Below are 25,021 nucleotides of genomic sequence, written 5' to 3'. Positions count from 1 at the left end.
TGTCCAGCGGATGCCGATTTGTTGATGGCCTTGCTCGTCCTTGGACTTGCTTTGCTCGCGCACCGGCTCTGCCGGCGGGCATCGTCCCGTCGGCGCGGCTACTGGCCTGCGCTTCCGCTCGCTTGGAGCGCGGCCTTCAGCCGGTAGAGCGTGTCCAGCGCCTCGCGTGGCGACATATCGTCGGGATGGACGGCTTCGAACGCTTTGAACAGGCGATCGGCAGGCGTTTCCGGTTTTTCGTCCGGTGCTTCTCGCGCGGAGATCGCGAACAGCGGCAGGTCTTCGGCAAGGGCGCGGGTCGTGGAGGAGCGGTCCTGCGCCTCCAGCTTGGCGAGGATGGTCTTGGCGCGGGCGATGACCCCGGCAGGCAGGCCCGCGAGCTTGGCGACCTGGATGCCATAGGAGCGGTCGGCGGCGCCGGGCATCACCTCATGCAGGAACACGACGTCGCCCTGCCACTCCTTGACGCGAACCGTGGCGTTGAACAGCCGTGGCAGCTTGGCACCAAGCGCGGTCAGCTCGTGGTAGTGGGTGGCAAACAAGGCGCGGCAGCGGTTGCTCTCGTGCAGATGCTCGATCGACGCCCAGGCGATCGACAGGCCGTCGAAGGTGGCGGTGCCGCGGCCGATCTCGTCGAGGATGACGAGGGCGCGCTGTCCGGCCTGATTGAGGATCGCTGCCGTCTCCACCATTTCGACCATGAAAGTGGAACGGCCTCGCGCGAGATCGTCGGCGGCGCCGACCCGCGAGAACAGGCGATCGACAATCCCGATGCGCGCCCGCTTCGCCGGCACGAAGCTGCCGATCTGCGCCATCAGCGCGATCAACGCGTTCTGACGCAGGAAGGTGGACTTACCGGCCATGTTCGGGCCGGTGACGATCCAGATCTGTCCGGATTGCTCGGCTGCGCGCGGCGACAGATCGCAGGTGTTGGCGATGAACGGCTCGCCATTCCGCTTCAGCGCCTGCTCGACCACCGGATGGCGGCCGCCCTCGATGGCGAAATCAAGCGAGTCGTCGATCTCGGGCCGCACATAGCCCTGATCGGCGGCGAGTTTGGCGAGCGCGGTGGCGACGTCGAGCGTGGCGAACGCCTGCGCAGCCGCGTGCAGATCGTCGGATGCGGCGATCGCCATCGCCGAGAGCTTCTCGAAGGTCTCCAGTTCGAGGCCGAGCGCGCGGTCGGCGGCATTGGCGATCTTCGCCTCGGTCTCACCGAGTTCGGCAGTGGTGAAGCGCACCTGTCCGGCGAGCGTCTGGCGATGTATGAAGGTTGCGTTCAGCGGCGGCGATATCAGTTTGTCGCCATGTTGGGCGGTCACTTCGACGAAATAGCCGAGCACATTGTTGTGCCGGATCTTCAGCGCCTTCACCCCGGTCTCGTCGGCATAGCGCGCCTGCATCGCCGCCACCACGCGGCGGGATTCGTCGCGCAGCGAGCGCGCTTCGTCGAGGGCGGGTTCATAGCCGCCGCGTACGAAGCCGCCGTCGCGTTTCAGCAGCGGCAGTTCGTCGGCAAGTGCACGGGTGAACTCCTGCGCCAGTTCGCGCGGCGGTTTCCTGAGCGATGCGCAGGCCACGGTGATCTCACGCGGCGGCGCGGACATGCGTGCGAGCCGTGCCAGCACGGCATCGGCGGCGGCAATGCCGTCGCGAAGCGCGGCAAGGTCGCGTGGTCCGCCGCGACCGACCGAAAGCCGCGCCAGCGCCCGCGCCATATCGGGCGCCGCATTGAGGATGGCGCGTAGATCGTCGCGGCTGGCGGCGTCGTCGACGAAAGCCGTCACCGCATCGAGCCGGTGCGCGATCGCGCGCGCGTCCGTCAGCGGCGCTGCGAGGCGTTGCGCCAGCAGGCGGGAGCCGGCCGCGGTCACGGTGCAGTCGAGGGCGGCAAGCAGCGAGCCGCGCCGTTCGCCGGACAGCGTCCGCGTCAATTCGAGATTGGCGCGGGTCGCAGGATCGATCGCCATCGTCGTGCCGACGGCCTCGCGCGAGGGAGGCGACAGCGGCAGCCGTTTGCCGACCTGGGTGCGCTCGATGTAGGTGACGCAGGCGGCCGCCGCGGTGGCTTCCATGCGCGTCAACGTGCCGAACGCATCCATGGTGGCGACGGCAAAGTAATCGCACAGCCTGCGCTCGGCAGTAGCGCTGTCGAACACGTCGCGGGTGAGCGGCGTCACCGATGGCAGCTCGCGCAGTAGCGGCCCGAGCGTTTCGTCGCTGTAGAGCGCGTCGTTGACGATCACCTCGTTCGGATTGATGCGCGCGAGCGTCGCGTTCAATTCTGCATACGAGCACTCGGTGGCCACGAATTCGGAGGTGGAGATGTCGATCCAGGCCAGGCCGATGCGCTCACCGCCGGCGCTGGAAGAGCGGGAGCGTACCAGTGCCAGCAGGTAATTGTTGGCACGGGCATCGAGCAGGCTGTCCTCGGTCAGCGTGCCCGGCGTGACGAGGCGCACCACGTCGCGCTTCACCACGCTCTTGGCACCGCGCTTCTTGGCCTCCGCCGGGTCTTCCATCTGCTCGCAGACGGCGACGCGATGGCCCTTCGCGATCAGCCGGTGCAGATAGTCGTCGGCGCGCTCCACCGGAACGCCGCACATCGGAATGTCTTCGCCGGCATGCTTGCCGCGCTTGGTGAGCTGGATGCCCAGCGCACGCGAGGCGACCTCGGCATCCTGGAAGAACAGTTCGTAGAAGTCGCCCATCCGATAGAACAGCAGCAGCCCCGGATTGGCTGCCTTGATCTCCAGATACTGTTCCATCATCGGCGTGACGCGCGCCGCGCCGTCCGCAGTCGATTTCTCGGCCGTCTTGGCGGCGCGTGCGGGCGCTCCCGGCTCCGGTTCCTGGAGCGGTTCGGACGCGATCGGCTGAAGGTTGGGCCGCGGGGCGTTCATGGTGCGACAGACCTAGTGTCCCGAACCCGAAGTTCGCTGTCCTTTGCAGCACGCGCAGAGCGAACTTCGGATTCGATGAGGACACTAGCAACTTCATGATTCTAGTGTCGTTTCTGGATCAGAAATCCACACGATGGACTCGCGGAAACGATGATGCGAATTTCTGATCCACGACATTAGCAAAGTTCTCCGGGTGTTCCTACGCGAACGAGCCGGGCGACGGGGCGTTGTCCCCATCGTCACCAGCCGGCAGCTCGGCAGCGATGAACGATCCGCGCCCGGTCCGACGGGGTCACTTCGCCTGGGTCGAGGTCTTGGTCTGCTTCTTGACGTGGCTCTTGGTCTGGCCGCCTGCCGGCGTATCGCTCGCCCGCATGTTGCCCCAAGGATCGAGCGGTTTTGCGTCCGGAATCTGCTTCATCGTCCGCTTGTAGGCATCTTCCGTGGCCCGGCGCTTTTCCTGTTCCTCGGGCGAGACCTGTTTGCCGCCAGGATTGAGCGGGATGCCGGTCGCGCCCTCGAGCTGCGCGAATGCCGGAGCGGCGGTGATGATCAGCATGATGGCAAGTAGCAAGATACGCATGATGGTCCCCGAAACGTCTGGCTGGATCACGCCAGCAAGCGGCGGAAAAGGCAAGCCGGAGCGGCGCCATTAGGCGCGCACCTTGGCGGATGCATGGCTGATCTGGAGAAAATGGCTGATCCGGAGAAACTGACCGGCCGCACGCATGGCCCAAGATTTGACATTTGACCTGGCCTTGCCCCCTCCATAAAACCGTTCGACAACCTTGAATGCCCCACAACAGCAACGCGCCGACAAAGGCGGGAGGAGCAGCCACCATGCGTGATGTCTTTATTTGTGACGCGGTTCGGACGCCGATCGGTCGGTTTGGCGGCTCGCTGGCGAAGGTCCGTACCGACGATCTCGGCGCGATCCCGCTGAAGGCGCTGAAGGAGCGCAATCCGAGCCTCGATCTGGCCGGCATCGACGAAGTCGTGTTCGGTTGCGCCAACCAGGCGGGCGAGGACAATCGCAACGTCGCCCGCATGGCGGTGCTGCTGGCCGGCTATCCCGATTCGGTTCCGGCGCAGACGGTGAACCGGCTCTGCGCGTCGGGTCTCGATGCGGTCGGCAGCGTCGCGCGCGGCATTCGCGCAGGCGAGATCGATCTCGGCATTGCCGGCGGCGTGGAATCGATGACCCGTGCCCCGTTCGTGATGGGCAAGGCGTCGGAGGCGTTCTCGCGGTCGGCGGAAATCTACGACACCACCATCGGCTGGCGTTTCGTCAATCCGCTGATGAAGCAGCAGTACGGCGTCGATGCCATGGGAGAGACCGGCGAGAACGTCGCCGAGGAGTTCCAGGTCTCGCGCGCCGATCAGGATGCGTTCGCGATCCGCTCGCAGCAGCGAGCCGGCCAGGCGATCGCCTCCGGTTATTTCGCCGAAGAGATCGTTCCGGTCACCATTCCGGGCGGCAAGGCAGGTCCGGTCACCGTCGACAAGGACGAGCATCCACGCCCCGAGACCACGCTGGAAGGTCTCGCCAAGCTGCGGCCCGCTTTCCGCAATCCGGGCACGGTGACGGCCGGCAACTCGTCGGGCGTCAATGATGGCGCGGCGGCGATGATCCTCGCCTCGGCGGCAGCGGTCGAGAAGTATGGCTTGAAGCCGCGTGGCAAGATTCTTGGCCTTGCCTCCGGCGCGGTGCCGCCGCGGGTGATGGGCATCGGTCCGGTTCCGGCCGCCCGCAAGCTGATGGAGCGCCTCGGCCTGAAGATCAGCGATTTCGATCTGATCGAGCTCAATGAGGCCTTCGCCTCGCAGGGCATTGCGGTGCTGCGTCAGCTCGGCGTCAAGGAAGATGCCGACTTCGTCAATCCGCATGGCGGCGCGATTGCGCTCGGTCACCCGCTCGGCATGAGCGGCACCCGCATCGCGATGACTGCGCTGCACGGCATGGAGAAGCGTGGCGGCAAGCTCGCGCTCGCGACCATGTGCGTCGGCGTCGGCCAGGGCGTCGCCGTGGCGATCGAGAAGCTGAATTGAGCTGAGGCTCGATTGAGGCTGTTTCGGGGTGTGTGCTAGGCTCACCCCGGAGCGGCGCGGCTGTTGTCCGCCGCGATAAAAATGCGCCGGGAGACGCAGGCAAGGGAGACGTAAGCGTATGAGCATCGTCTATCCGCTGGACAGCAAGAAGGCCCATCCGCCGCTTCTCTATCCCGATTACAAGAGCACGGTCCGCCGCGCGCCGGTGAAGCCGCTCGTCATCATTCCGCACACGCTTTCGGAGCTGACCGGGCCGGTCTATGGCCACGACGCCGTGGGTGAGACCGATCACGATCTGACGCGGCAGCACGCGGACGAACCGCTCGGCGAGCGCATCATCGTGCATGGCCGCGTGGTCGATGAGGATGGCCGCGGCGTGCCCGACACGCTGATCGAGATCTGGCAGGCCAATGCCTGCGGCCGTTACACCCATGCCAACGATCAGCATCCTGCGCCGCTCGATCCGAACTTCACCGGCTCCGGCCGCGTGGTGACAGATAGCGAGGGCCGCTACAAGTTCATCACCATCAAGCCGGGTGCCTACCCGTGGGCCAATCACCACAACGCCTGGCGGCCTGCACACATCCATCTGTCGCTGTTTGGTTCCGCCTTCACCTCCCGTCTTGTGACGCAGATGTACTTTCCGGGCGATCCGCTGTTTGCGTTCGATCCGATCTCGCAGTCGATTCCGCTCGCGGCGCGCCAGCGGCTGATCTCGGCGTTCGATCTTGAGAACACCGTGCCGGACTGGGCACTGGCCTATCGCTTCGATGTCGTGCTGCGCGGACGCAATGCAACGCCCGAGGATCCGGATTGATGAGCGGAATCACGCCGTCGCAGACGATCGGGCCGTTCGCTGCGCCCGCGCTGACGCCGAACGAGGTCGGCAAGACCAATTACGATTGGAAGCAGCTTGTCGGCAACGATCTGGTGACGCCGGATGCGGTCGGCGAGCGTATCCGCATCGAAGGCCGCATGGTCGATGGCGACGGTGCGCCGATCGACGGCATTCTGTTCGAGATATGGCAGGCGGACGGGCAGGGACGCTACGCGCACCCACGCGATCCGAACCGGACCAATTCCTCCTTCAAGGGGTTCGGCCGGGTTGAGAGCGACATGGCCGGCCGGTTCGCGTTCGACACCGTCAAGCCCGGCCGAGTGCCTGGGCCGAACGGTGCGCTGCAGGCGCCGCACATCGTCGTCGCCGTGCATATGCGCGGCATCCTCAGCCATCTGTTCACGCGCATCTATTTCTCGGACGAAGCGGCAAATGCCGACGATCCGATCCTGAAACTGGTGCCAGCCGAGCGGCGGGGGACGCTGATCGCGCAGCGCGATGCGGCTGCCAAGGATGCCGTCTATCGCATCGATTTTCGCATCCAGGGCGATCGCGAGACGGTGTTCTTCGATATCTGACCGGTAAATGGCCGAGCCGGCGCTACTCCGCCGGTTCGCCCTGCGGTTCGGGTGGACGCCGTTGCAGCTCCACGGGCACGCGCGTCTTCTCGCGGAAGGTTTCCTTCGTCTTGCCGATGATCAGCGCCACCGGCAGTGCGCACAACGCGAAGATCGTCAGCAGGCGGAAATCGTTGGCATAAGCAATGATCAGCGCCTGCATGCTCAGCATCTGCTCGGCGAGGGCGCGGCCGCTGTCGGTGGTGATGTCCATGATGCGGGTGACGTCGGGCATCTTCAGCGCATCGTTGAACGGATTGACGAAGTCACCAAGCTCGGCCCGCGAGCGACGCGCGCCCTCGGTCAGCTGGGAGATCACGACCGAAATGCCAAAGGATGAGGAGATGTTGCGCACCAGCGTCTGGAATGAGGAGCCGTAGGTGCGCAGGTGGTCCGGCAGGGTGAGAAACGCGACTGTGTTGACGGAGACGAACACCATGCCGAAGGCAAAGCCTTGGATCGCGCCGACCATGAAGATGGTCTTCGCCGTGGTGTCGTTGGTGAAGCCCGACATCAGGTAGAGGGTGAAGGCGGTGAGCGCGAGGCCGGCCATCATCGTCGTGCGCGCCTCGATGTAGCGCATCGAGGAGCGGATGGTCATCATCGCGAAGAAGGTGCCGACGCCGCGCGACGACAGGATCAAGCCCGCCGACAGCACCGGATGGCCGCCGACGTTCTGCAGGAACGGTGATACCAGTGCCATGGTGGAAAACAGCACCACCGCCATCACCCCCATGAACACGGTGGCGGAGGCATAGTTGCGGTCCTTGAACAGATCGAAGCGGATGAACGGCTCCGGCGTCGTCAGCGAGTGGGCGAGGAAATAGTAGATGCCGGCGGCCGACACGATCGCGTAGGCGATAATCTCGCTGGACTCGAACCAGCCGACCTGCTCGCCGCGGTCGAGCGCGAGCTGCAGCGCGCCGATGCCGATCGCCAGTGCGACGAAGCCGAACCAGTCGAACTTCAGTCGCGGGTCCGGCGGCGTTTCCTCCATGAACAGCAGCAGGCCACAGGTGGCGATCAGGCCGAACGGCACGTTGACCAGAAAGACCCAGTGCCAGGAATAGGCGTCGGTCAGCCAGGCACCCAGCGTCGGACCCATGATCGGCCCGAGCATGATCCCCATGCCGAAGATCGATTGCGCCTTGGGGCGCTCGTGGGCGGGATAGAGGTCGATCACCAGCGATTGCGACAGCGGGATCAGCGCCGCACCGGCGGCGCCCTGCAGCAGACGGAAGATCACGAGCTGGGTCAGATCCTGCGACAAGCCGCACAGCACCGACGCGACGGTGAAGGTCGCGGTGCAGGTGACGAACAGCCGCTTGCGGCCGAAGCGGGCGGCGAGCCAGCCGACCGGCGCCGTCATGATGGCGGCGGCGACGATGTAGGAGGTCAGCACCCAGTTGATCTGGTCGAGCGAGGCCGACAGCGAGCCCTGCATGAACGGCAGCGCCACGTTGGCGATGGTCGAGTCCAGTGTCTGCATCACCGAGCCTGCCATCGCGCAGGTGGTGACGATCACCCGCCGCGGGCCGGGAGCATTCGCAGGCGTGGCGAGCAGGTTCATGGGAGCAGGGTCATTGGCGCTGAGTCATCGGAGCTGAATCATGGATCCTGGATCATGCTCGTGGCCCTGAGTCATGGGTTTGAGATCATCGGCTGGTTGCGGCGGCCGCGCTCTTCGCGGCCTCCTGCGCCGGCGCGGCCAAGCCGAGCAACGCCAGCAGTGAGCGGCTCCGGCCGGTATCGACTGAGACATACGCACTCATGCCGGCGCGCAGCTTAGCTGTGCTCTCGTCCGGATCGAAGGTGATGCGGATAGGCACCCGCTGCACCACTTTCACCCAGTTGCCGCTGGCATTCTGCGGCGGCAGGATCGCGAATTGCGCGCCGGTGCCCGGACTCAGCGAACTGATGCGGCCGGTGAAGGTGTGGTTCGGAAATGCATCGACAACCACCGTGACCTTCTGGCCGACCGAGACATAGGTGAAGTCGGTTTCCTTCGGATTGGCATCGACCCACGGGTTGGCGTCGTCGATGATGCTCAGCACCGGCGTCCCGGCGTTGACGTAGCGGCCGAGCTGAATGTTGTCGACCTGGGTAGCATTGCCGGCGAGCGGCGCGCGCACGATCGTATGGTTCAGGTCGCGCTGAGCCTGATCGAGTTGGGCCTTCGCCTGCATGTAGGGCGGGAACTGCTCCAGCGGCAGGTCGGGATTGTTGAGCAACTGATTACGGATGCCGGCCTGCTGCTGGCTCAATTGCTCGACTTGCGTTTGCGCGATCACCAGTTGCCCGTTCGATGCATCGAGGTCGAACTGCGATCCGGAGCGGTTGGCCATCAGCGTCGATTTCCGCTCAACGTCCAGCCGTTTCAGTTCGGCGGTCTTCTGGGCGAGCTCTATCATGCGGCCCAGCGCGCGATCGTTGGTCTGCAGGTTGGCGTGATCGGTGCGAGTGGTGGCGATGCGAGCCTCCGCCTGCAGCAAGGCGAGGCGGAACGGCTCGGCATCGATCTCGAACAGCACGTCGCCGACCTGCACCCGCTGCCCTTCGCGCACGACCACCTTGGCGATCTTGCCGGAGATGTCCGGCGTCACCAGCACTTTCTGCGCGCCGACATACGCGTTGTCGGTGGTCATGTAGCGGCCGCCGGAGAGATAAAAGGCGAGGCCCGCCACGGCCACCACCAGCGGGATCACCACCAGCAGGATCAGTCGGCGCATCTTGTTGGAGCGGCCTGCCAGCAGCCGGTTGCCAGTGCCGGCGGCGGCCGCCGGCTGTTCGTTGGGGAATTTCAGGACGGGATCAGCCATGGCGGCGCTCCTTGCGCTTCTTCGCCTGGCATTGGCTGCGATAGGCGGCGCGGACGTTGGCCTTGATCTGCTCGAGCTGGGCGATCAGGCGATCCGCCTCGGCAGGTTTTAAGTGCGACAGCGCGGTCTGGTTGATTTCATCGCGCAGCGTGCGCAGCTTCGCCATCAACGGACGTGCCGTGGGCGTGAGATAGAGACGATTGACGCGGCGATCGCTCGCGTCAGGGCGACGCTCCACCAGGCCGCTGCTGCAGAGCCTGTCCACCAGCCGGGTCAACGTGATCGGCTGGATGTCGAGCAGCTTTGCAAGCTTCGCCTGTTGCAGCCCCTCTTCCCGATACACCTTCACCAGCACTGCCCATTGCGCACGTGTCAGCCCATAACGTGCCGCCTGCTGGTCCGCATAGGCGCGCACGGCGCGCTGCAGATCGGCTAGCGCGAAGATGAAATGATGATCGGGATTCCTCGCTAGCATGCTTGTCGTTTCCGTGGCCGATTCCGTCGGCATTCTGGAAACGATAAGCTAGCTCATGAAATTGAATATGAGAATTATTGCGCACCGTGCCTGCAATTCGCGCATGCATGTTGCGCCGCGAGATCGGGCCTTTTCGGCATGTCGTGGTGCGTTGCAGCGCGGCCGGGCAAACAACGTCGAGGACAAGGCCGCTAGCCAGCGGCGCCAGCCTTGAGCCAAGCTAAGGTGTTGCCGGCGGTGTGTGTGGGCAGGCGGTGCGACGCGTCTCGCCTCACGCCCACTCGACGCTGGATTCGGCGGCGACATCCACGCTGGAGCGTACGCCGATGGTATCGAAATGCTGATCGAGGAAGCGGCGCGCGGCGCGCTGGCCGGCCCGCCGCAACAGGTCGAAGAACTGGAAATCGGTTTTGAGCTTGCTCGATCCGTTCAGCCGCGTGCCGAGCCCGCCGAGATGGATGCGGTGGATGTTGAGGCGGCGATAGCGGTTGTCCTCCGGGGTGAGCTGACCGTCGTCGATCAGCCGGTTAACGAAGTCCATCGTCCGCATCTCGGCGATCAGTGCCGAGTTGAAAGTGATCTCGTTCAGCCGGTTGACGATCTCGCCCGAGGTGCGCGGTGTCGTCTCGCGCTGCACTGGATTGATCTGTACGACGATGATGTCGTCGGCCTCGGTGGTGCGCAGGAACGGAAACATCGGCGGGTTGCTCATGTAGCCACCGTCCCAATACGGCACCCCCTCGATCTCCACGGCGCGAAACAGGAACGGCAGCGCGGCGGACGCCATCACCACGTCGGCATCCACCTTGTCGCGCGGGAAGATTCGCATGCGGCCGGTGTGGACATTGGTGGTGGAGACGAAGAGTTCAATGTCGCTGCTGCGAACCGCGCCGAAATCGACATAGCGTTCGATCAGGCCGCGCAATGGATTGATGTTGAGCGGGTTGAGGTCGTAAGGCGAGAAATAGCGCGCCATGGTTTCAAACCAGCCCTGGACGGGGGTGGCCGCAAACGGCAGCAGCGAGAATAGCCGATCCGCCACCACGCGCTGGACAGGGGGCAGGTCACCGCCCGCGCTCGCCGCGCGCCAGAAGGCCGCAAGCCGTTTCCGCGCTTCCTCGGGCCCGCCGCGTGCGAGCCCGTCGACGATCATTACGGCGTTGATGGCGCCTGCGGATGCGCCGGAGATGCCGGCGATCTCCAACCGGCCGTCGGCAAGCAGGTGATCGACGACGCCCCAGGTGAAGGCGCCATGGGCGCCGCCGCCCTGCAGGGCAAGGTTCACTTTCTTGCGGCCATCGCCGGTCTTCTCGCGTCTGCCGTCCAGGCGCAGACTGGTCAGGCCTTCAAGGTAGGATTTGAGACTTACCACCGGAGATCCTCGACGCTGTTGGGTCTATGACGCGCGGAAACGGAAGTCAGATGCTCGAAAACCGATCATGCCCGCTCAGGCGGGCATGCTGCGAGTCCGGATCAGCGCGGACAGCCGTTCCGGATTTGGCGTCTACAGGCGAGATAAGACGAGAATATTGCGGTGCAATATGTGATATTGCATAGCACAACATTTGCGCAGCGCGCGCTGCGCAGACACTATGCACATTGTCGTGAGGTCGCCGATTCGGTCCTTGCGCGGAACCGCGGCCGCTGCGAGGTGCGGCCGCTCACTCAAGTCCCTAGATAAGTGTCATGTCCGAGGCTGCACCGATCTTTCACGAACCGGGTCACGACCATGGCCGCTGCGCAGCCGATGCGCTTGCGCATGCGGAGTCCATTTGCCAGCAGCGCGGTCAGCGCTTTACGCCGATCCGCCGGCAGGTGCTGGAAGCGCTGTTGTCGAGCCACCGCCCGCTCGGCGCCTATGACGTGATCGAACAGCTTGCAGCTCGCGTTGCACGCCCGGCTCCCATCACCGTCTATCGCGCGCTCGATTTCCTGATGGAAAACGGTCTCGTGCATCGCATCGAGAGCCGCAACGCGTTTCTGGCTTGCGCGCATAATCACGAATCGTCGGCGACGGTCGCTTTCCTGATCTGCGAGCGCTGCGGCGCGGTCGGTGAAGTGCCGGCGTCCAGCATCACCCAGCCACTGATCGAAGGCGCGCGTGCAACCGGTTTTTCGCCGAAGATGACGGTGGTCGAGATCACCGGCGTCTGCGCCAACTGCAGCAAGGCCGCCTGATCGACCGAGAAAGAAACAAGACACGACGGTCCAGCGCATCAGCGGCGCGAACGGTCCAACCCGGGGCATTCACATCATGGCGCAGTCAACAGAGGCGGCACTGCCGCCCGCGCGTCCGCTCGATTTCTTCGCCGTCAGCATCATGCTTCTGCTCTGCCTGAGCTGGGGCATCAATAATGTCATGGTGAAACTCGCGCTGCCGGAGGTGCCTCCGCTGATGCAGGCGACGGTTCGCTCGATCGGCGGTTTCGTAGTGATCGTCGTCGCATCCTGGTTTCGCGGCATTCCGTTGTTCCGCCGCGATGGTACGCTGAAGGCGGGGTTGTTGATGGGCGCGGTGTTCGCCACCGAGTTCGTGCTGATCTTCTTCGGCCTGATCTACACCACGGCCAGCCGCGCGGTGATCTTCCTCTACACGGCGCCGCTGTTCGTCGCCTTCGGCGCGGTCAACCTGCTCGGCGAGACGCTGCGTCCGGCGCAATGGGGCGGGCTCGGGCTCGCTTTCCTCGGTATCGTCGTCGCCATCGGCGTGCCACAGGCGGATGTCGATTCGACGGTGCTGTTCGGAGACATGCTGCTGCTGCTCGGCGCGCTGGGCTGGGGCGGCACGACGCTGATCTTCAAGGCGAGCAATCTGTCGAAGGCGCCTGCTGAAAAGACGCTGGTCTACCAGACCGGGGTCTCCGCGCCGCTGCTGGGGCTCGGCTCGCTCGCGCTCGGCGAGACCATGACGGCGATGCCGGGGCCGGTGGCGCTGGGCTCGCTGGTGTACCAGACGGTCTGGGTGGTCGGGATCACGTTCCTTCTCTGGTACGTGCTGATGAAGCACTATTCAGCCAGCAAGCTGACGGCGTTCACCTTCATCACCCCACTGTTCGGCGTCGCCGCGGGCCATCTGATCCTGAACGAGCCGGTCACGCCGGCGTTCGCGGCGGCGGTGGCGCTGGTGATCGCGGGCCTGTTTCTGGTCAACAAGCCGGGGCGGCGGAGCTGAATCCCAGGTCGCAACGTGGGGCCGATTTTAACGTTTCGGTGACATTCCGCCGAGGTCGGGTGCCGGAACCTGTTTCCGGAGCCGATTACCCGCAAAATCAACCAAAACGGCGGATTTAGCCCGCTGATCGGCCGCCTTGCGCCCGCTTCGGGCCTGTTTTGAACCATTGGCGGTTGAACGGCGTCATAGAGACCTGATATTCAGGCGCAGCGCCGCGTGATGGGCAGCACGGTCATGCCTGCCCGGATCATGTTCGGTCACGCGATGCGCAACCGTTAGCCCCCAGGAATTGACGATGAACAAGATCGCGAACGTAGCCGCCGACGTTGATATTGCCGGCCCGAGTCCCCGCCGTATCAGCGTTCCGGTGACCGTCGGCGGCGTGAAAGTCGGCGGCGGAGCGCCGATCGTCGTGCAATCGATGACCAATACCGACACGGCCGACGTGCAGGGCACGATCGCGCAGGTGGCGGCGCTCGCCCGCGCCGGCTCCGAGCTCGTGCGCATCACCGTCGATCGCGACGAAGCCGCTGCCGCTGTCCCGCACATCCGCGAGGGCCTGGACAAGCGCGGCATCAAGGTGCCGCTGATCGGCGACTTCCACTACATCGGCCACAAGCTGCTCGCCGATCATCCGGCCTGCGCCGAGGCGCTGGCGAAGTACCGCATCAACCCCGGCAATGTCGGCTTCAAGGACAAGCGCGACACCCAGTTCTCGACCATCGTCGAGATGGCGATCAAGTACGGCAAGACCGTGCGCATCGGCGCCAACTGGGGCTCGCTCGACCAGGAGCTGCTGGCGAAGATGATGGACGAAAACGCAGCATCGGCTAACCCGAAGGATGCCCGCGCGGTGATGCGCGAGGCGATGGTGCAGTCGGCATTGCTGTCGGCCGCGCGGGCGGAAGAGATTGGTCTCGCGCGCGATCGCATCATTCTGTCGGCGAAGGTTTCGGCGGTGCAGGATCTGATCGCGGTCTATCGCGAGCTTGCGCGCCGGTCCGACTACACGATTCACCTCGGCCTCACCGAAGCCGGCATGGGCTCGAAGGGCATCGTCGCGTCATCGGCAGCGCTCGGCGTGCTGCTGCAGGAAGGCATCGGCGATACCATCCGCGTGTCACTGACGCCGGAGCCTGGCGGCGATCGCACCCTCGAAGTCCAGGTTGGTCAGGAAATCCTGCAGACCATGGGTTTCCGTACCTTCGTGCCGTTGGTTGCGGCCTGCCCCGGCTGCGGCCGCACCACCTCCACCGTGTTCCAGGAGCTCGCCGGTGAGATCCAGGCCTTCATCCGCGATGAGATGCCGACTTGGAAGACGAAATATCCCGGCGTCGAGAGTCTCAACGTCGCGGTGATGGGCTGCATCGTCAACGGTCCCGGCGAATCCAAGCATGCCGATATCGGCATCTCGCTGCCCGGCACCGGCGAAAGCCCCGCGGCGCCGGTGTTCGTCGACGGCAAGAAGTTCCGCACGCTGCGCGGACCGACCATCGCCGCCGATTTCAAGGAGATGGTGATCCAGTATATCGATCACCGCTTTGGCGCCGGCGGGCGCACGGCCGCCGAGTAAGGCGCGACGCCTATCCTCAAGTGAAGAAAATTCCTGCTGCGGTTGCTGCAGCGGGATTTTTGTTGGGTGACTGCGAGCGAAGCGGAAATCGTTTCGCCTGAACTCCGACATTCATGTGACGGCAGGCGCCGTGCATTACAGCGGGTCGGTATGCTCGCGGTTGCCGATGCTCGCTTCCTCCAGATCGAGGTCGCGCTCGATTCGCCGCCGGGTCTCGTCGGTGATCTGGCCGTCGCGCAGCATCTTGTGCAGGAAACGACGCTCCTCGGCGATCAGCTCGCGATGCATCTTGCCGCTCAGCGTGAAGATGTCCGCCGCCATCTCCTTGTCCGGATCGGGAAGCTGGCTCGCGCGATGCGCGTGGCGGGTGTTGAGCTGGGCAACGATTTCGTCGGCCACCTCGCGATTGTCGGTGATCTCGGTTAGCGTTCGGCGGACATCTTCGAGCGCTTCCCGCCGCGCCTTGATCTCGGCGATCCGCTCGCGACGGTATTCGTCGTTGCCGAAATGGCTGATGCCGAGCATTTTCACCACCAGCGGCAGGCATAGCCCGAGCCCGACCAAGGTGAACAGGATCACGCCGAAGGCCACGAACAGGATCAGGTCGCGATAGGGGAAGCTGTCGCCGCTTGGCAGCGCCAGCGGCAGTGCGAGGGCGGCCGCCAGCGAGACCGCGCCGCGAACGCCGGTGAAGGCGACGACGAAAACTGAGCGCCAGGGCATCTTCGCCTCTTCGAGCGACAGCCGCCCGCGCAACAGTTGGGCGAGATAGGCGCCGGGGAAGATCCAGGCAAAGCGCGCAACGATGACGACGGCGGTGACGAGGCCGATGGCGATCAGAATGTCATTGAGCGGAAACGCCTTCGACTTCTCGATCAGCGATCGCATCTGGAAGCCGGTCAAAAGGAACAGCGATCCCTCGGTCAGGTAGATCACGAGGTCCCAGAAGAAGATGCCTTGCAGACGTGTTGCCGAGGAGATCAGCAGCGGCCCGTTCCAGCTGATGTAGAGGCCGCAGGCGACGGTGGCGAGCACGCCGGAGCCGCCGAAGTGCTCGGGAATCCAGAACGAGAGATAGGGCGTGATGAGGGAGAAGATGATCTCGACTTTCGGGTCATTGGCCCATCGGCGCAGGCGCAGCGACAGCCAGCCGATCGCCAGCCCGAACACCACCTCGCCGATGACGATGGCGACGAAGGTGGCGCTGGCCCGCGTCAGCGAGAACGAGCCGGTCGTGATCGCGATTACTGCGAAGCGATAGAGGATCAGTGCGGTGGCGTCGTTCGCCAGCCCTTCGCCTTCGAGCACGATCAGGATACGCCGGGGCAGGCGCAGGCGGCGGGCGATCGCCAGCGGCGCGACAACGTCCGGCGGTGCGACGATGGCGCCGAGCAGGAAGCCGACGCTCCAGGGCAGGCCCAGCAGGAGATGGGTCGCGGTCGCGACCGCGCAGGCGGTGAAGATCACGCAGCCAATGGCGAGCAGGGCGATCGGCCGGATGTTGGCCTTGAAGTCGCGCCAGCTCATGGCGACGCTCGCCGAATAGATCAGCGGCGGCAGGATCAGCAGCAACACGAGATCCGGCGGCAGTTCGAGCCGCGGCACGCCGGGAACGAAGGCGATGCCGCTGCCGGTGACGAGCAGCAGGATGGCTGGCGCCATGTCGAGGCGCCGTGCGAGGAGGGCCACAGTGGCAAGCACCGCAAGCAGAACCAGGAAGATTTGAAAACTCGCTTCCACGACGGTCTCCTCGGGGACTGTCATTGGCGCGTGCCGCCGCGGCGGTCAATACGGTCCGGTACCGGATGTGGCGATATTCGGCCTGGACGCCTTCAACTGATCGCGCTGGCGGCGATGTTGACCATCAGCGCGAGCAGCGCGGTGTTGAAGATGAACGAGACGATGCCGTGGGCGACCGCCGTCCGGCGGATCGTGCGGTCGGTGATCGCAACGTCCGAGGTCTGCGCCGTCATGCCGATCACGAAGGCGAAGTAGGCGAAGTCCCAGTAGTCCGGCTTGTCGTCGCCGGGAAAGCTGAGGCCGCTGCCCGCCTCCTGCTTGCGATAGTATTCATGCGCGTAATGCAGCGCGAAAATCGTGTGCACCATCACCCAGGACAGCACGACGGTCGTGATCGCGAAGGCGATTTGCAGCGGCGTGCGCCCGGCCGCGCCGAACTCCGCCATGATCGCGCCGAGGCTTGCGAGGGCGGCTGCCGCTGTGAAGATCAGGATGACGAACCGGCCGTCATCCTGGATCAAGGCATGCCTCCGGATGATCGAGGGTTTGGTCTTCCAGACCATCGTATAAGCCAGGGTCAGGTAAAGTGCAGCGATCACGTCCCAGGCGATCAGCACGCGGCTCGGCAGCCGCCAGTCAGCAGGCAATGCCAGCAGGGTGATGATGCCGGCGGCGATCGAAACCCACAGCCGCATGCGCGACCGAAAGAAGCGCATCGGCCGCGACATCGAACGAAAGCGATCCAGCATTTGCGCATGATGATCGATTTCGTTCATGGCGGGCGGGCCTCAACGATGCGGCGGGGCGTTTGCTGCGCGGATCGCCGCACTGGATGCCAATGCCGGAAGGTCTGCGCGCATCCGGTTTTGCTTGAGGTTTGCCGAAGCTGACGGGCCGCGCCGCGCTGGATTCGGCATGGTCATGTCCGAAACCGGTTTCCGCAGCTCGGCCGCCATGCCCTAGTTCTGCCGTTCGGCGACGAAGCGCGCGGTGGCGCGCAGCACGTCGGCGCGGTCGCCGAAGCCCGCGAGCGCCTCGTCGGCTTTGCTGACGAGATTTTTCAGCCGCTGTCTGGCGCCATCGACGCCGAGCAGGGTGACGAAAGTGGTCTTGCCGAGCGCATCGTCCTGCCCGGCCGGCTTGCCGAGCGTCGCCGCGTCGCTTTCCAGATCGAGCAGGTCGTCGGCGATCTGGAAGGCTTCACCGAGCGCCTTGCCATAGATGTCGAGTGCGGCGTAGTCCTTGACCGAAGCCTCACCGAGCAGGCCGCCGGCGATGCAGCCGAAATGCAGCAAAGCGCCCGTCTTCATCTGCTGCAGCTTCTCCACGTCCGGCGGGGTCTTGTCGCCGAAGCGGCCTTCGCCGGCGAGATCCATCATCTGCCCGCCGGCCATGCCGCCGATGCCGGATGCGCGTGCCAGGGCCCGCGTCAGCTTCAGCCTCACCTCGGCCTTGGGGTGGATCTCGTCGCGGGTGATGATGTCGAAGGCAATGGTCAACAGCGCGTCGCCTGCGAGGATTGCGGTCGCCTCGTCGAACTGCTTGTGGGCGGTCGGCTTGCCGCGCCGCAGATCGCTGTTGTCCATCGACGGCAGGTCGTCATGGATCAGCGAATAGCAGTGGATGCTCTCAAGCGCGGCGCCGGCGAGCAGCGCGGCGCTGTGCGGCACGTCGAACAATGCGGCGCTTTCGACGACGAGGAATGGTCGCAGCCGCTTGCCGCCATTGAGGCTGCCATATCGCATGGCCTCGAGTAGCCGCTGCGGGCGAATGATCTCGTTTTCGAGCGGCTTATCCGCGAGGAGTTCGAGCAGCAGCGCTTCGGTGGCAGAGGCGGTGGCTTCGAGGCGCTGGGTGAAAGGTTTTCCGGAAGTCGCGTTCATATCAAACCGTTGTGAGGGGGCCATTCGGGCCGACATTCAATCAAGACGCGGAACTCGTCAATCCGTGCCAGACTTGACATTCGACGACACAGGCCTTTCCGATCAAAGGGTTAACCGGATAATGCAGCGTTGAAAGGGGCGGGTTGCCGACGTCATGGCCTATCGATCGCGCAATCCCGTCCTGCGGCTGTTCCGAACGCTGGTCATCCTCGTCATTCTGTTGCTGGCGCTGCCTTATGCGCTGGTTCCGCTCTACGGCGTCGGTCATCCGGTTTCGACGCTGATGCTCGCCCGGTGGTTCACTGGGCAGACTGTCACGCGGGAGTGGGTAGACCTCGCCGATATGGCGCCGGTACTGCCGTTGACGGTGATCTCGAGCGAGGATGCGAAATTCTGCAGTCATAACGGCATCGACTGGGACGCGGTGCAGGAGGTGCTCGACGATGCCCAGGATGGCGATTTTGCACGCGGCGGCTCCACCATCACCCAGCAGGTCGCCAAGAACCTGTTCCTGTGGGGCGGGCGCAGCATCATCCGCAAAGGGCTGGAATTCCCCCTCGCGCTCTGGATCGATCTGATCCTGCCGAAGCGGCGGGTGCTGGAAATCTACCTGAACATCGCCGAGTGGGGACCGGATGGCCAGTTTGGGGCGGAGGCGGGGGCTCGACATGCGTTCGGCCGCTCCGCCCGCTCCCTGTCGCCGCACGAGGCGGCGCTGATGGCTGCCGTCCTGCCCAATCCGGTGACCCGCAGCGCCCGCAATCCGGGGCCTGGCGTTCGTCGGATCGCCGCACGCTATGTGGCGCGCGCCCGCGGTGCGCCGGAAATCGCTGCCTGTCTCAGGCCTGGTTTTAGGCCCGGTTCCGGCAAATCCGGCCGCTAAGCCTGATTTTAAGCGGAATCAGCCATCATAAGAGCTGTTCCGGGACTGGAATTGGCCGCAGCCATCCTTTATAAGCGCGGCTCATTCACGAGCATGATCCGGAAAGGTGGATCGCCGGTTTTCCGGAAAGATCACGCTGTGATCGGTGGTTTCCATGCGCGCGGCGCGCGCGAACATGAGTTCAAGGACACTTTGTTATGGCCGTTCCGAGACGCAAAACCTCGCCTTCCCGCCGCGGCATGCGCCGTTCGGCAGACGCCCTCAAGAAGCCGACCTATGTCGAGGACAAGGATTCGGGTGAGCTGCGCCGCCCGCACCATCTCGACCTCAAGACCGGCATGTACAAGGGTCGCCAGGTTTTGAAGAAGAAGGAATCCTGATCGCGCATCATGCGCATCGGGTGCGCCGCTCGTGACGAGGACGGGCGGCGCCTTTTGGCGGGCGACGGGGCTCCGAGATTTACAGAGCTTCGAGACAACATGCGGCGGCCGGGAGTTTCGGCTCTCAGACCTGCAGGTTTCGAGGCTTGCACACGGGACGGTTGACCCCGATCCTTTGATTCTTGATTCGCTCAGGAAGGCCCGCCGATGTCGATGATCGGTTTCCCGCTGCTGCTGATTCCGCTCGCGATCGTCAACATCGTCGCGTTTCTCATGCCCGACGTGGATCTAACCACGCCGGTCTATACGCTCGTCCTGCCCTCGCAGACCGCCTGGACCTTCACCTTCGGCGACGTGCTGATCGCGCTCGGCATGCTGCTCCTGTATTTCGAAGTGACGAAGGCGGCGCGGCCGGGGGCGAAGTATTTCACCGATCATCTGCTGTCGTTCATCGTGTTCGCGGCCGCCGCCGCCGAGTTCGCGATGCTGCCGCAGAAGCAGTTCGGCAATTCGACCTTCTTCCTGCTGACGCTGTTGGCGTTCGTGGATGTTATCGCCGGCATCACCATCCGCGCCGTGCGGCCGAAAGCTGCGCGCGTGGCGCCGGCTCCCGCGCCGGTCGAGGTGGAGCGTCCTGCCGCCCCGCCGGTTGTCGCCCCCGCGCCGGTGCAGGCCGAGCCGACGCCGGCTCCGCCGCCCGCATCCCAGGCTGCACCTGATGTGATCATTCCGCCGCCGCCCAAGCCACCGGTGGAGGAGACTGGCCATCGCGAGACGTCGATGACGTCAGATCAGGACGCCCAGTCACCTGAACCGACGGTCGTTCCGCGCCGCTGAAGCGGCGAAGCTGCCGGTGATCGGATCACGCCATCCGCGAGAGCGCTTGTCCAGAAACCATATCCGCTGCGATTTGGCGGATTACGAAACCCTTGTAGGCCCTCGCGCCGGTGCCCGAGCAGGCGCGGCGCAACGGTCGCGTCTGCGGCGCGTGGGCAGCGGTTGCGATCAACTGGACGACAAAGGATGCGTCCGGGCGCGGATTGCGGTGGACCAGCTCGGCGGAGGCGGCCGCTTCGGTTAACGGCACCAGTGCGCGGCCTGCCGCTGCCGGGACATCGGCGCCCGGTTCTGACGCTTTGAATTCGCTTGCTGCCGCGTCTGCCATTGCCATCCTGTCCTGAACTGGGACAATCTCTCCTTGCCAGATTCGGACTCGCAAGCGGCATGCCGCCGCGGTCTTTCGGAAAATCTTTCGTTAACTCCTGTGTCACAATACCGCGCGTTTTCCAAAATCTTCAGGAGTTCGGCGTATCGTTTATCGAAAATCGGCAATCATGCTCCGGCCTGCTTGCCCTTGTGCGTGCCGGAATGACGCGAGCTGCATGTTCTGACCGATGATCGAAACAGACCAGATTCTGACGTCACTCGATCAAGCCAGTTTTGTCTGGGATATCGCCGCCGACACCATGACCTGGGGCGGCGGCGTTAAGGGCCTGCTGCCGCATTTTCCTGCGGATGTCCTTGCATCCGCCAGCGCGTTCGCCAGACGGATCGAGCCGGTGCGATCCGCGCGCAATGATGCGATGGCCGATACTTCGACGCAGGATGCGGGCACGGGTGTGCCCTATCAGGTCGAATACGGGCTGCGGCTGGCGAGTTCGGCGCCGCTGATTTGGATCGAGGAAACCGGCCGCTGGTTCGCTGATGCTTCCGGCCGGCCCGTGCGCGCATACGGCGTGATGCGGGCCATCAACGAGCGCCATGCCCGCGAGGAGCAGTTGCTGCGGCTGTCGCAGCAGGATCCGCTGACCGGCGAATTGAACCGGACCCAGTTGATCGCAGCCCTCGCCGAAGCGATCGAGGAGGCGAATCGCTTCCGCGCCTCGTTCTCGTTCCTGGTGGTGGCGATTGATCATCTCGCCCGGATCAACGATGCGTTCGGCTTCGATGTCGCCGACGAGGTGATCCGCGAGGTTGCGGTGCGGATCCGCCTGCGGCTGCGAGGCGGCGATGCGCTCGGCCGCTTCTCGGGCAACAAGCTGGGGCTGATCCTGAAGAACTGCTCGACTGACGACATGAAGGTCGCGGCGGAGCGCTTCCTGGCCTGCATCCGCGACGAGGTGGTGCCGACCAAATTGGGGCCGGTCTCCGTCACCATTTCGATCGGCGGCGTAAATGTGCCGCGCTATGCCAGGCTGACCGACGACGTCATTAGCCGGGCCCAGGAGGCGCTGGAGATGGCCAAGACCCGCCGCGCGGGCTCGTTCGCCTCTTGGCTGCCGAATGTCGAGCGCGATGCGCAACGGCGGGTGAACATCCGCGTCACCGACGAGATCGTCACTGCGCTCAACGATCGCCGCCTCGTGGTCGCGTTCGAGCCGGTGGTGCGGGCCGACACCCACGAGCCGGCGTTCTACGAATCGCTGGTCCGTGTGCAACATGACGAAGGGCTGGTGCTCGCGCCCGACATCGTCCCGGTGGCGGAAAAGCTCGGCCTGATCCGCCTGGTCGATCACCGCGTGCTCGAATTGGTGTTGGCCGAGCTTGCGGCGTCGCCCTTGGTGCAGCTCAGCCTCAACATCTCGCCGGAGACGACCACCGATCCGGACTGGTGGAGCAGCATTGAGGCGTGCTTGCGGGCGAACCCCTCGATCACCCAGCGCCTGATCGTCGAAATCACCGAGACGGTGGCGATCCGCCATCTCGACGATGTCCGCCACTTCGTGACGCGGCTGAAGAACCACGGCTGCCGGATCGCGATCGATGATTTCGGTGCGGGCTATACGTCGTTCCGCAATCTGCGGCGGCTCGGCGTGGACATCGTCAAGATCGACGGTGCATTCGTGCAGAATGTCGTGCACTCCCACGACGATCGCGCCTTCGTGCAGACGCTGATCGATCTCGCGCGGCGGCTCGGCCTGCAGACCGTCGCCGAATGGGTGCAGGATGCGGAGGCCGCGGCGCTGTTGCGTGGCTGGGGATGTGATTACATCCAGGGACGATTCATCGGCCTCGCGTCGGATGAAAAGCCGTGGGTCGCCGCTGCCGGTGCGGTCCGGTCGTCTGCGGCCACGCCAAGAACGGTTCTGGGCGGCTCGCTCTGACGTCAGGAACGCCGTCAGGAATTTTAAGGCCTAAGGCGCTGCACCGGTTAATGCCGGTGCGGATACGCGCATGGTCTGCTTGGGCCTGAAGCCGTGCGGATCAGCCCTTGTCGGGCTCCTTCGACATCTTCTCGAGCTTTTCCTGCATTTCCTTCATCTGGCGACGCAGCGTCTCGATATCGTCCGCGGTCTTGGCGGTGTCTTCCGCCGGCTTCTCGGTGGCAGGCTCGCTGCGGCGGGGGGCGGTGAACGGCTTGAACATCGAGAATGTCCGCTCGAACATCTCCATGTTGCGGCGAACCTGCTCTTCCAGCGGCCCGAAGGCGCCCATGCCGCCGAAAGCCTGTTTCATCTGATCGCGATACTTCTCCTGCTCGCGCGTGAGATTATCGATCGATTGTTCGAGAAAGCGCGGCACCAGCATCTGCATGCTATCGCCGTAGAAGCGGATCAGTTGGCGTAAGAACGTGGTCGGCAGCAGGTTCTGTCCCGCCTTGTTCTCCTGCTCGAAGATGATCTGCGCGAGCACCGAGCGCGTGATGTCGTCGCCGGTCTTGGCATCGTAGACCAGGAAATCCTCGCCGTTCTTGACCATGGTGGCGAGGTCTTCCAGCGTCACGTAGGTACTCGTCCCCGTGTTGTAGAGCCGCCGGTTCGCGTATTTCTTGATGGTGATGGGTTCTTCCGATTTCGCCATGGACACTCGCTAAAACAACAAGGGGCGGGAACCCGTCCGGAAGCGGCCCGGGCCGCGCTGATTGGCGCGTCGCAGCAAGGTAAGCATTTTCAGCAGGCTTCGGCTACCGTTTTGTGCGGGTCGGGTTAATCTGCGCCGGGAGCGCTCCGAGGCTGGTGCGTTGCGGGCCAGGCTATTATATCGCGTAAGGCGATTGACACGCTTTCGCGGGCTTCACAGGATGCGGGCGATCTGGTTCGTCCGCGTAGCGCGCTGTCAGTTGCCCGTGTACCGGACGAGCGACGTCCGCACAAAGACGATCTCGAGACGCCGACAGACCTCAAGCCACAGATTTCAAGCGACCGACTTCAAGTCCCCGACCTCAAGCCAAGGAGTTTCCCCATGAAAGACGATGTCGTCATCGTCAGCGCCGCTCGCACCGCCGTCGGCAGTTTCAACGGCGCGTTTGCCAGCACCCCGGCACACGACCTTGGCGCGGTGGTCATCAAGGCTGCGCTGGAGCGCGCGGGTGTCGAGGGCGAACGCGTGTCCGAGGTGATCCTCGGTCAGATTCTCACCGCCGCCCAAGGCCAAAACCCGGCCCGGCAGGCCTCTATCAATGCAGGGGTGCCAATCGGTGCGCCGGCGTGGATCGTGAACCAAGTGTGCGGCTCGGGCCTGCGTTCGGTCGCACTCGGTTACCAGGCGCTGATGAACGGCGATTCCGACATCGTCGTCGCTGGCGGCCAGGAATCGATGACCCTGTCGCCCCATGCGCAGTACCTGCGCGGCGGCCATAAGATGGGCAGCCTCGAATTCGTCGATACGATGATCAAGGACGGCCTGTGGGATGCCTTCAACGGCTATCACATGGGCACCACTGCCGAGAACGTCGCCAAGCAGTGGCAGATCACCCGCCAGCAGCAGGACGAGTTCGCCGCCGCCTCCCAGCAGAAGGCCGAGGCCGCGCAGAAGGCCGGCAAGTTCAAGGATGAAATCGTTCCGGTCACCCTCAAGACCCGCAAGGGCGACGTGGTCGTCGATAAAGACGAGTACATCAAGCCCGGCGTGACGGTCGACAGCATCGCCGGCCTGCGTCCTGCGTTTCAGAAGGACGGCACCGTCACCGCAGCCAATGCTTCGGGCATCAATGACGGCGCTGCGGCCGTCGTGCTGATGCGGGCGAGCCAGGCTGCGAAGGAAGGCAAGACGCCGCTGGCGCGCATCGCCTCCTGGGCGCAGGCTGGCGTCGATCCGGCGATCATGGGCACCGGGCCGATCCCGGCCTCGCGCAGCGCCTTGAAGAAGGCTGGCTGGAATGCCGCCGATCTCGATCTGATCGAGGCCAACGAGGCGTTCGCAGCCCAGGCTTGTGCCGTTAACAAGGACCTCGGCTGGGATACCTCGAAGGTCAACGTCAACGGCGGCGCGATCGCCATCGGGCATCCGATCGGGGCGTCCGGGACGCGGGTGCTGGTGACGCTGCTGCACGAGATGCAGAAGCGCGACGCCAAGAAAGGATTGGCCACGTTGTGCATCGGCGGCGGCATGGGCATCGCCATGTGTGTGGAGCGCTAAACGCAACCACACCGTTACAAGCGAATGAAGATGCCCGGCCTTGCGCCGGGCATTTTTTTACGCCAGCATTTGTCACGACGCAGTTCTGATTGCCGCGGAGCATTTCTCCCGTCGATGGCGTTTGATTTGGCGTGCATCCGTTCTGCTGGCGATGGACCCGCCGGATCGCAACTTGCCATCATTCCATTCGTTTTCCGCTCACAACGTGTATGCGTTCGCCGTCTGCAAGCATGGGCCCCTTGCGGATGCTGCTCTGCGCAAAGAGTCGCGCGACGTTTCGCGTGTGCGCGAGTGCCGAACGAGCCGCACAAACGTCATCGTCATGAATGAG

Annotated in this window: 22 protein-coding genes; 11 read left to right on the top strand and 11 right to left on the bottom strand. The window is 64.4% G+C overall.

Going from position 1 to position 25,021, the window contains the following annotated elements; translation table 11 throughout:
* Positions 1 to 98 precede the first annotated feature (98 nt).
* Positions 99 to 2,903, bottom strand: a complete 2,805-nt coding sequence (mutS, locus tag X566_RS07280; protein ID WP_051443932.1) for a DNA mismatch repair protein MutS — start codon at positions 2,901 to 2,903, stop codon at positions 99 to 101.
* A 292-nt stretch (positions 2,904 to 3,195) separates the two neighbouring features.
* Complete coding sequence (locus tag X566_RS07275) at positions 3,196 to 3,486, bottom strand: hypothetical protein (protein WP_051443931.1); 291 nt, start codon at positions 3,484 to 3,486, stop codon at positions 3,196 to 3,198.
* Between the two features lie 257 nt (positions 3,487 to 3,743).
* Between X566_RS07275 and pcaF the strand changes: the two genes are divergently transcribed.
* The 3 genes from pcaF (at position 3,744) to pcaG (ending at position 6,368) form a co-directional block, all read left to right on the top strand.
* Positions 3,744 to 4,952: a 3-oxoadipyl-CoA thiolase gene (gene pcaF, locus X566_RS07270; protein ID WP_034464830.1), complete on the top strand. Its 1,209-nt coding sequence runs from the start codon at positions 3,744 to 3,746 to the stop codon at positions 4,950 to 4,952.
* Positions 4,953 to 5,070: 118 nt separating this feature from the next.
* Positions 5,071 to 5,769: a protocatechuate 3,4-dioxygenase subunit beta gene (gene pcaH, locus X566_RS07265; RefSeq protein WP_034464827.1), complete on the top strand. Its 699-nt coding sequence runs from the start codon at positions 5,071 to 5,073 to the stop codon at positions 5,767 to 5,769.
* Positions 5,769 to 6,368, top strand: coding sequence for a protocatechuate 3,4-dioxygenase subunit alpha (pcaG, locus tag X566_RS07260; protein WP_034464825.1), 600 nt, complete (start codon positions 5,769 to 5,771; stop codon positions 6,366 to 6,368). Before pcaH ends, pcaG begins: the two co-directional genes overlap by 1 nt.
* A 22-nt stretch (positions 6,369 to 6,390) precedes the next feature.
* Here the strand turns inward: pcaG and X566_RS07255 are convergent, their stop codons facing one another.
* The 4 genes from X566_RS07255 to X566_RS07240 form a co-directional block, all read right to left on the bottom strand.
* On the bottom strand, positions 6,391 to 7,977 hold the full coding sequence (locus X566_RS07255; protein ID WP_051443930.1) for a DHA2 family efflux MFS transporter permease subunit: 1,587 nt from the start codon (positions 7,975 to 7,977) through the stop codon (positions 6,391 to 6,393).
* Between the two features lie 85 nt (positions 7,978 to 8,062).
* The gene (locus X566_RS07250; protein ID WP_034464823.1) at positions 8,063 to 9,226 is read right to left on the bottom strand and encodes an HlyD family secretion protein; all 1,164 of its coding nucleotides are present in this window, start codon (positions 9,224 to 9,226) and stop codon (positions 8,063 to 8,065) included.
* Positions 9,219 to 9,701: a MarR family winged helix-turn-helix transcriptional regulator gene (locus X566_RS07245; RefSeq protein ID WP_034468159.1), complete on the bottom strand. Its 483-nt coding sequence runs from the start codon at positions 9,699 to 9,701 to the stop codon at positions 9,219 to 9,221. Before X566_RS07245 ends, X566_RS07250 begins: the two co-directional genes overlap by 8 nt.
* Before the next feature lie 271 nt (positions 9,702 to 9,972).
* Positions 9,973 to 11,073 (bottom strand): patatin-like phospholipase family protein, encoded by a 1,101-nt coding sequence (locus tag X566_RS07240; RefSeq protein WP_034464820.1) that lies wholly within the window; start codon positions 11,071 to 11,073, stop codon positions 9,973 to 9,975.
* Between the two features lie 314 nt (positions 11,074 to 11,387).
* On the opposite strand from X566_RS07240, the gene X566_RS07235 reads away from it, so the two are divergent.
* From X566_RS07235 to ispG, 3 genes are all read left to right on the top strand, one after another.
* Complete coding sequence (locus X566_RS07235) at positions 11,388 to 11,879, top strand: Fur family transcriptional regulator (RefSeq protein ID WP_034464818.1); 492 nt, start codon at positions 11,388 to 11,390, stop codon at positions 11,877 to 11,879.
* Between the two features lie 76 nt (positions 11,880 to 11,955).
* Positions 11,956 to 12,873 carry a DMT family transporter gene (locus X566_RS07230; RefSeq protein ID WP_034464816.1) on the top strand — a complete coding sequence of 306 codons (918 nt, stop codon included), beginning with the start codon at positions 11,956 to 11,958 and terminating at the stop codon, positions 12,871 to 12,873.
* A 295-nt stretch (positions 12,874 to 13,168) separates the two neighbouring features.
* The gene (gene ispG, locus X566_RS07225; RefSeq protein WP_034464813.1) at positions 13,169 to 14,446 is read left to right on the top strand and encodes a flavodoxin-dependent (E)-4-hydroxy-3-methylbut-2-enyl-diphosphate synthase; all 1,278 of its coding nucleotides are present in this window, start codon (positions 13,169 to 13,171) and stop codon (positions 14,444 to 14,446) included.
* 135 nt (positions 14,447 to 14,581) lie between these two features.
* On the opposite strand, the gene X566_RS07220 is transcribed toward ispG, so the two are convergent.
* The 3 genes from X566_RS07220 to X566_RS07205 form a co-directional block, all read right to left on the bottom strand.
* Positions 14,582 to 16,186, bottom strand: a complete 1,605-nt coding sequence (locus tag X566_RS07220; protein WP_034468157.1) for a Na+/H+ antiporter — start codon at positions 16,184 to 16,186, stop codon at positions 14,582 to 14,584.
* A 92-nt stretch (positions 16,187 to 16,278) separates the two neighbouring features.
* Entirely contained in the window at positions 16,279 to 16,962 is a 684-nt protein-coding gene (locus tag X566_RS07215; RefSeq protein ID WP_034464810.1) for a DUF1345 domain-containing protein, read from the bottom strand.
* Positions 16,963 to 17,145: 183 nt separating this feature from the next.
* Positions 17,146 to 18,069 carry a polyprenyl synthetase family protein gene (locus X566_RS07205; RefSeq protein ID WP_034464806.1) on the bottom strand — a complete coding sequence of 308 codons (924 nt, stop codon included), beginning with the start codon at positions 18,067 to 18,069 and terminating at the stop codon, positions 17,146 to 17,148.
* A gap of 154 nt (positions 18,070 to 18,223) precedes the next feature.
* Between X566_RS07205 and mtgA the strand changes: the two genes are divergently transcribed.
* The 3 genes from mtgA to X566_RS23875 all read left to right on the top strand — a co-directional run bounded on the left by mtgA (position 18,224) and on the right by X566_RS23875 (position 20,169).
* A complete protein-coding gene (gene mtgA, locus X566_RS07200; RefSeq protein WP_051443929.1) occupies positions 18,224 to 18,952 on the top strand; it encodes a monofunctional biosynthetic peptidoglycan transglycosylase in 729 nt (242 codons plus the stop codon).
* A gap of 197 nt (positions 18,953 to 19,149) precedes the next feature.
* Positions 19,150 to 19,332 carry a 50S ribosomal protein L32 gene (gene rpmF, locus X566_RS07195; RefSeq protein ID WP_024509484.1) on the top strand — a complete coding sequence of 61 codons (183 nt, stop codon included), beginning with the start codon at positions 19,150 to 19,152 and terminating at the stop codon, positions 19,330 to 19,332.
* A gap of 207 nt (positions 19,333 to 19,539) precedes the next feature.
* A complete protein-coding gene (locus tag X566_RS23875; RefSeq protein ID WP_051443928.1) occupies positions 19,540 to 20,169 on the top strand; it encodes a hypothetical protein in 630 nt (209 codons plus the stop codon).
* 25 nt (positions 20,170 to 20,194) lie between these two features.
* Here the strand turns inward: X566_RS23875 and X566_RS07185 are convergent, their stop codons facing one another.
* Complete coding sequence (locus X566_RS07185; protein WP_152539816.1) at positions 20,195 to 20,503, bottom strand: hypothetical protein; 309 nt, start codon at positions 20,501 to 20,503, stop codon at positions 20,195 to 20,197.
* Positions 20,504 to 20,726: 223 nt separating this feature from the next.
* Here X566_RS07185 and X566_RS07180 point away from each other — a divergent pair, with 223 nt between their 5' ends.
* Complete coding sequence (locus tag X566_RS07180) at positions 20,727 to 22,436, top strand: bifunctional diguanylate cyclase/phosphodiesterase (RefSeq protein WP_051443927.1); 1,710 nt, start codon at positions 20,727 to 20,729, stop codon at positions 22,434 to 22,436.
* Between the two features lie 100 nt (positions 22,437 to 22,536).
* On the opposite strand, the gene phaR is transcribed toward X566_RS07180, so the two are convergent.
* Entirely contained in the window at positions 22,537 to 23,133 is a 597-nt protein-coding gene (gene phaR, locus X566_RS07175) for a polyhydroxyalkanoate synthesis repressor PhaR (protein WP_034464799.1), read from the bottom strand.
* A 381-nt stretch (positions 23,134 to 23,514) separates the two neighbouring features.
* Here phaR and X566_RS07170 point away from each other — a divergent pair, with 381 nt between their 5' ends.
* Positions 23,515 to 24,690, top strand: coding sequence for an acetyl-CoA C-acetyltransferase (locus X566_RS07170; protein ID WP_034464795.1), 1,176 nt, complete (start codon positions 23,515 to 23,517; stop codon positions 24,688 to 24,690).
* Positions 24,691 to 25,021 lie beyond the last annotated feature (331 nt).

The organism is Afipia sp. P52-10, from assembly GCF_000516555.1.
In the GTDB taxonomy this organism is placed as follows: Bacteria; Pseudomonadota; Alphaproteobacteria; order Rhizobiales; family Xanthobacteraceae; genus P52-10.
Note: the sequence above shows the minus strand (reverse complement) of the source record. Positions and strands in the feature narration are given on the sequence as shown.

Bases quoted from the DNA above. Each gene is read 5' to 3' on its own strand.
- X566_RS07230 (WP_034464816.1), top strand. From the start codon at position 11,956: ATGGCGCAGTCAACAGAGGCGGCACTGCCGCCCGCGCGTCCGCTCGAT.
- mtgA (WP_051443929.1), top strand. From the start codon at position 18,224: ATGGCCTATCGATCGCGCAATCCCGTCCTGCGGCTGTTCCGAACGCTG.
- X566_RS23875 (WP_051443928.1), top strand. From the start codon at position 19,540: ATGTCGATGATCGGTTTCCCGCTGCTGCTGATTCCGCTCGCGATCGTC.
- X566_RS07215 (WP_034464810.1), bottom strand. From the start codon at position 16,962: ATGAACGAAATCGATCATCATGCGCAAATGCTGGATCGCTTTCGTTCG.
- pcaH (WP_034464827.1), top strand. From the start codon at position 5,071: ATGAGCATCGTCTATCCGCTGGACAGCAAGAAGGCCCATCCGCCGCTT.
- X566_RS07255 (WP_051443930.1), bottom strand. From the start codon at position 7,977: ATGAACCTGCTCGCCACGCCTGCGAATGCTCCCGGCCCGCGGCGGGTG.
- X566_RS07250 (WP_034464823.1), bottom strand. From the start codon at position 9,226: ATGGCTGATCCCGTCCTGAAATTCCCCAACGAACAGCCGGCGGCCGCC.
- X566_RS07245 (WP_034468159.1), bottom strand. From the start codon at position 9,701: ATGCTAGCGAGGAATCCCGATCATCATTTCATCTTCGCGCTAGCCGAT.
- X566_RS07205 (WP_034464806.1), bottom strand. From the start codon at position 18,069: ATGAACGCGACTTCCGGAAAACCTTTCACCCAGCGCCTCGAAGCCACC.
- mutS (WP_051443932.1), bottom strand. From the start codon at position 2,903: ATGAACGCCCCGCGGCCCAACCTTCAGCCGATCGCGTCCGAACCGCTC.
- X566_RS07275 (WP_051443931.1), bottom strand. From the start codon at position 3,486: ATGCGTATCTTGCTACTTGCCATCATGCTGATCATCACCGCCGCTCCG.
- pcaF (WP_034464830.1), top strand. From the start codon at position 3,744: ATGCGTGATGTCTTTATTTGTGACGCGGTTCGGACGCCGATCGGTCGG.
- X566_RS07235 (WP_034464818.1), top strand. From the start codon at position 11,388: ATGTCCGAGGCTGCACCGATCTTTCACGAACCGGGTCACGACCATGGC.
- pcaG (WP_034464825.1), top strand. From the start codon at position 5,769: ATGAGCGGAATCACGCCGTCGCAGACGATCGGGCCGTTCGCTGCGCCC.
- phaR (WP_034464799.1), bottom strand. From the start codon at position 23,133: ATGGCGAAATCGGAAGAACCCATCACCATCAAGAAATACGCGAACCGG.
- ispG (WP_034464813.1), top strand. From the start codon at position 13,169: ATGAACAAGATCGCGAACGTAGCCGCCGACGTTGATATTGCCGGCCCG.
- rpmF (WP_024509484.1), top strand. From the start codon at position 19,150: ATGGCCGTTCCGAGACGCAAAACCTCGCCTTCCCGCCGCGGCATGCGC.
- X566_RS07185 (WP_152539816.1), bottom strand. From the start codon at position 20,503: ATGGCAATGGCAGACGCGGCAGCAAGCGAATTCAAAGCGTCAGAACCG.
- X566_RS07170 (WP_034464795.1), top strand. From the start codon at position 23,515: ATGAAAGACGATGTCGTCATCGTCAGCGCCGCTCGCACCGCCGTCGGC.
- X566_RS07180 (WP_051443927.1), top strand. From the start codon at position 20,727: ATGATCGAAACAGACCAGATTCTGACGTCACTCGATCAAGCCAGTTTT.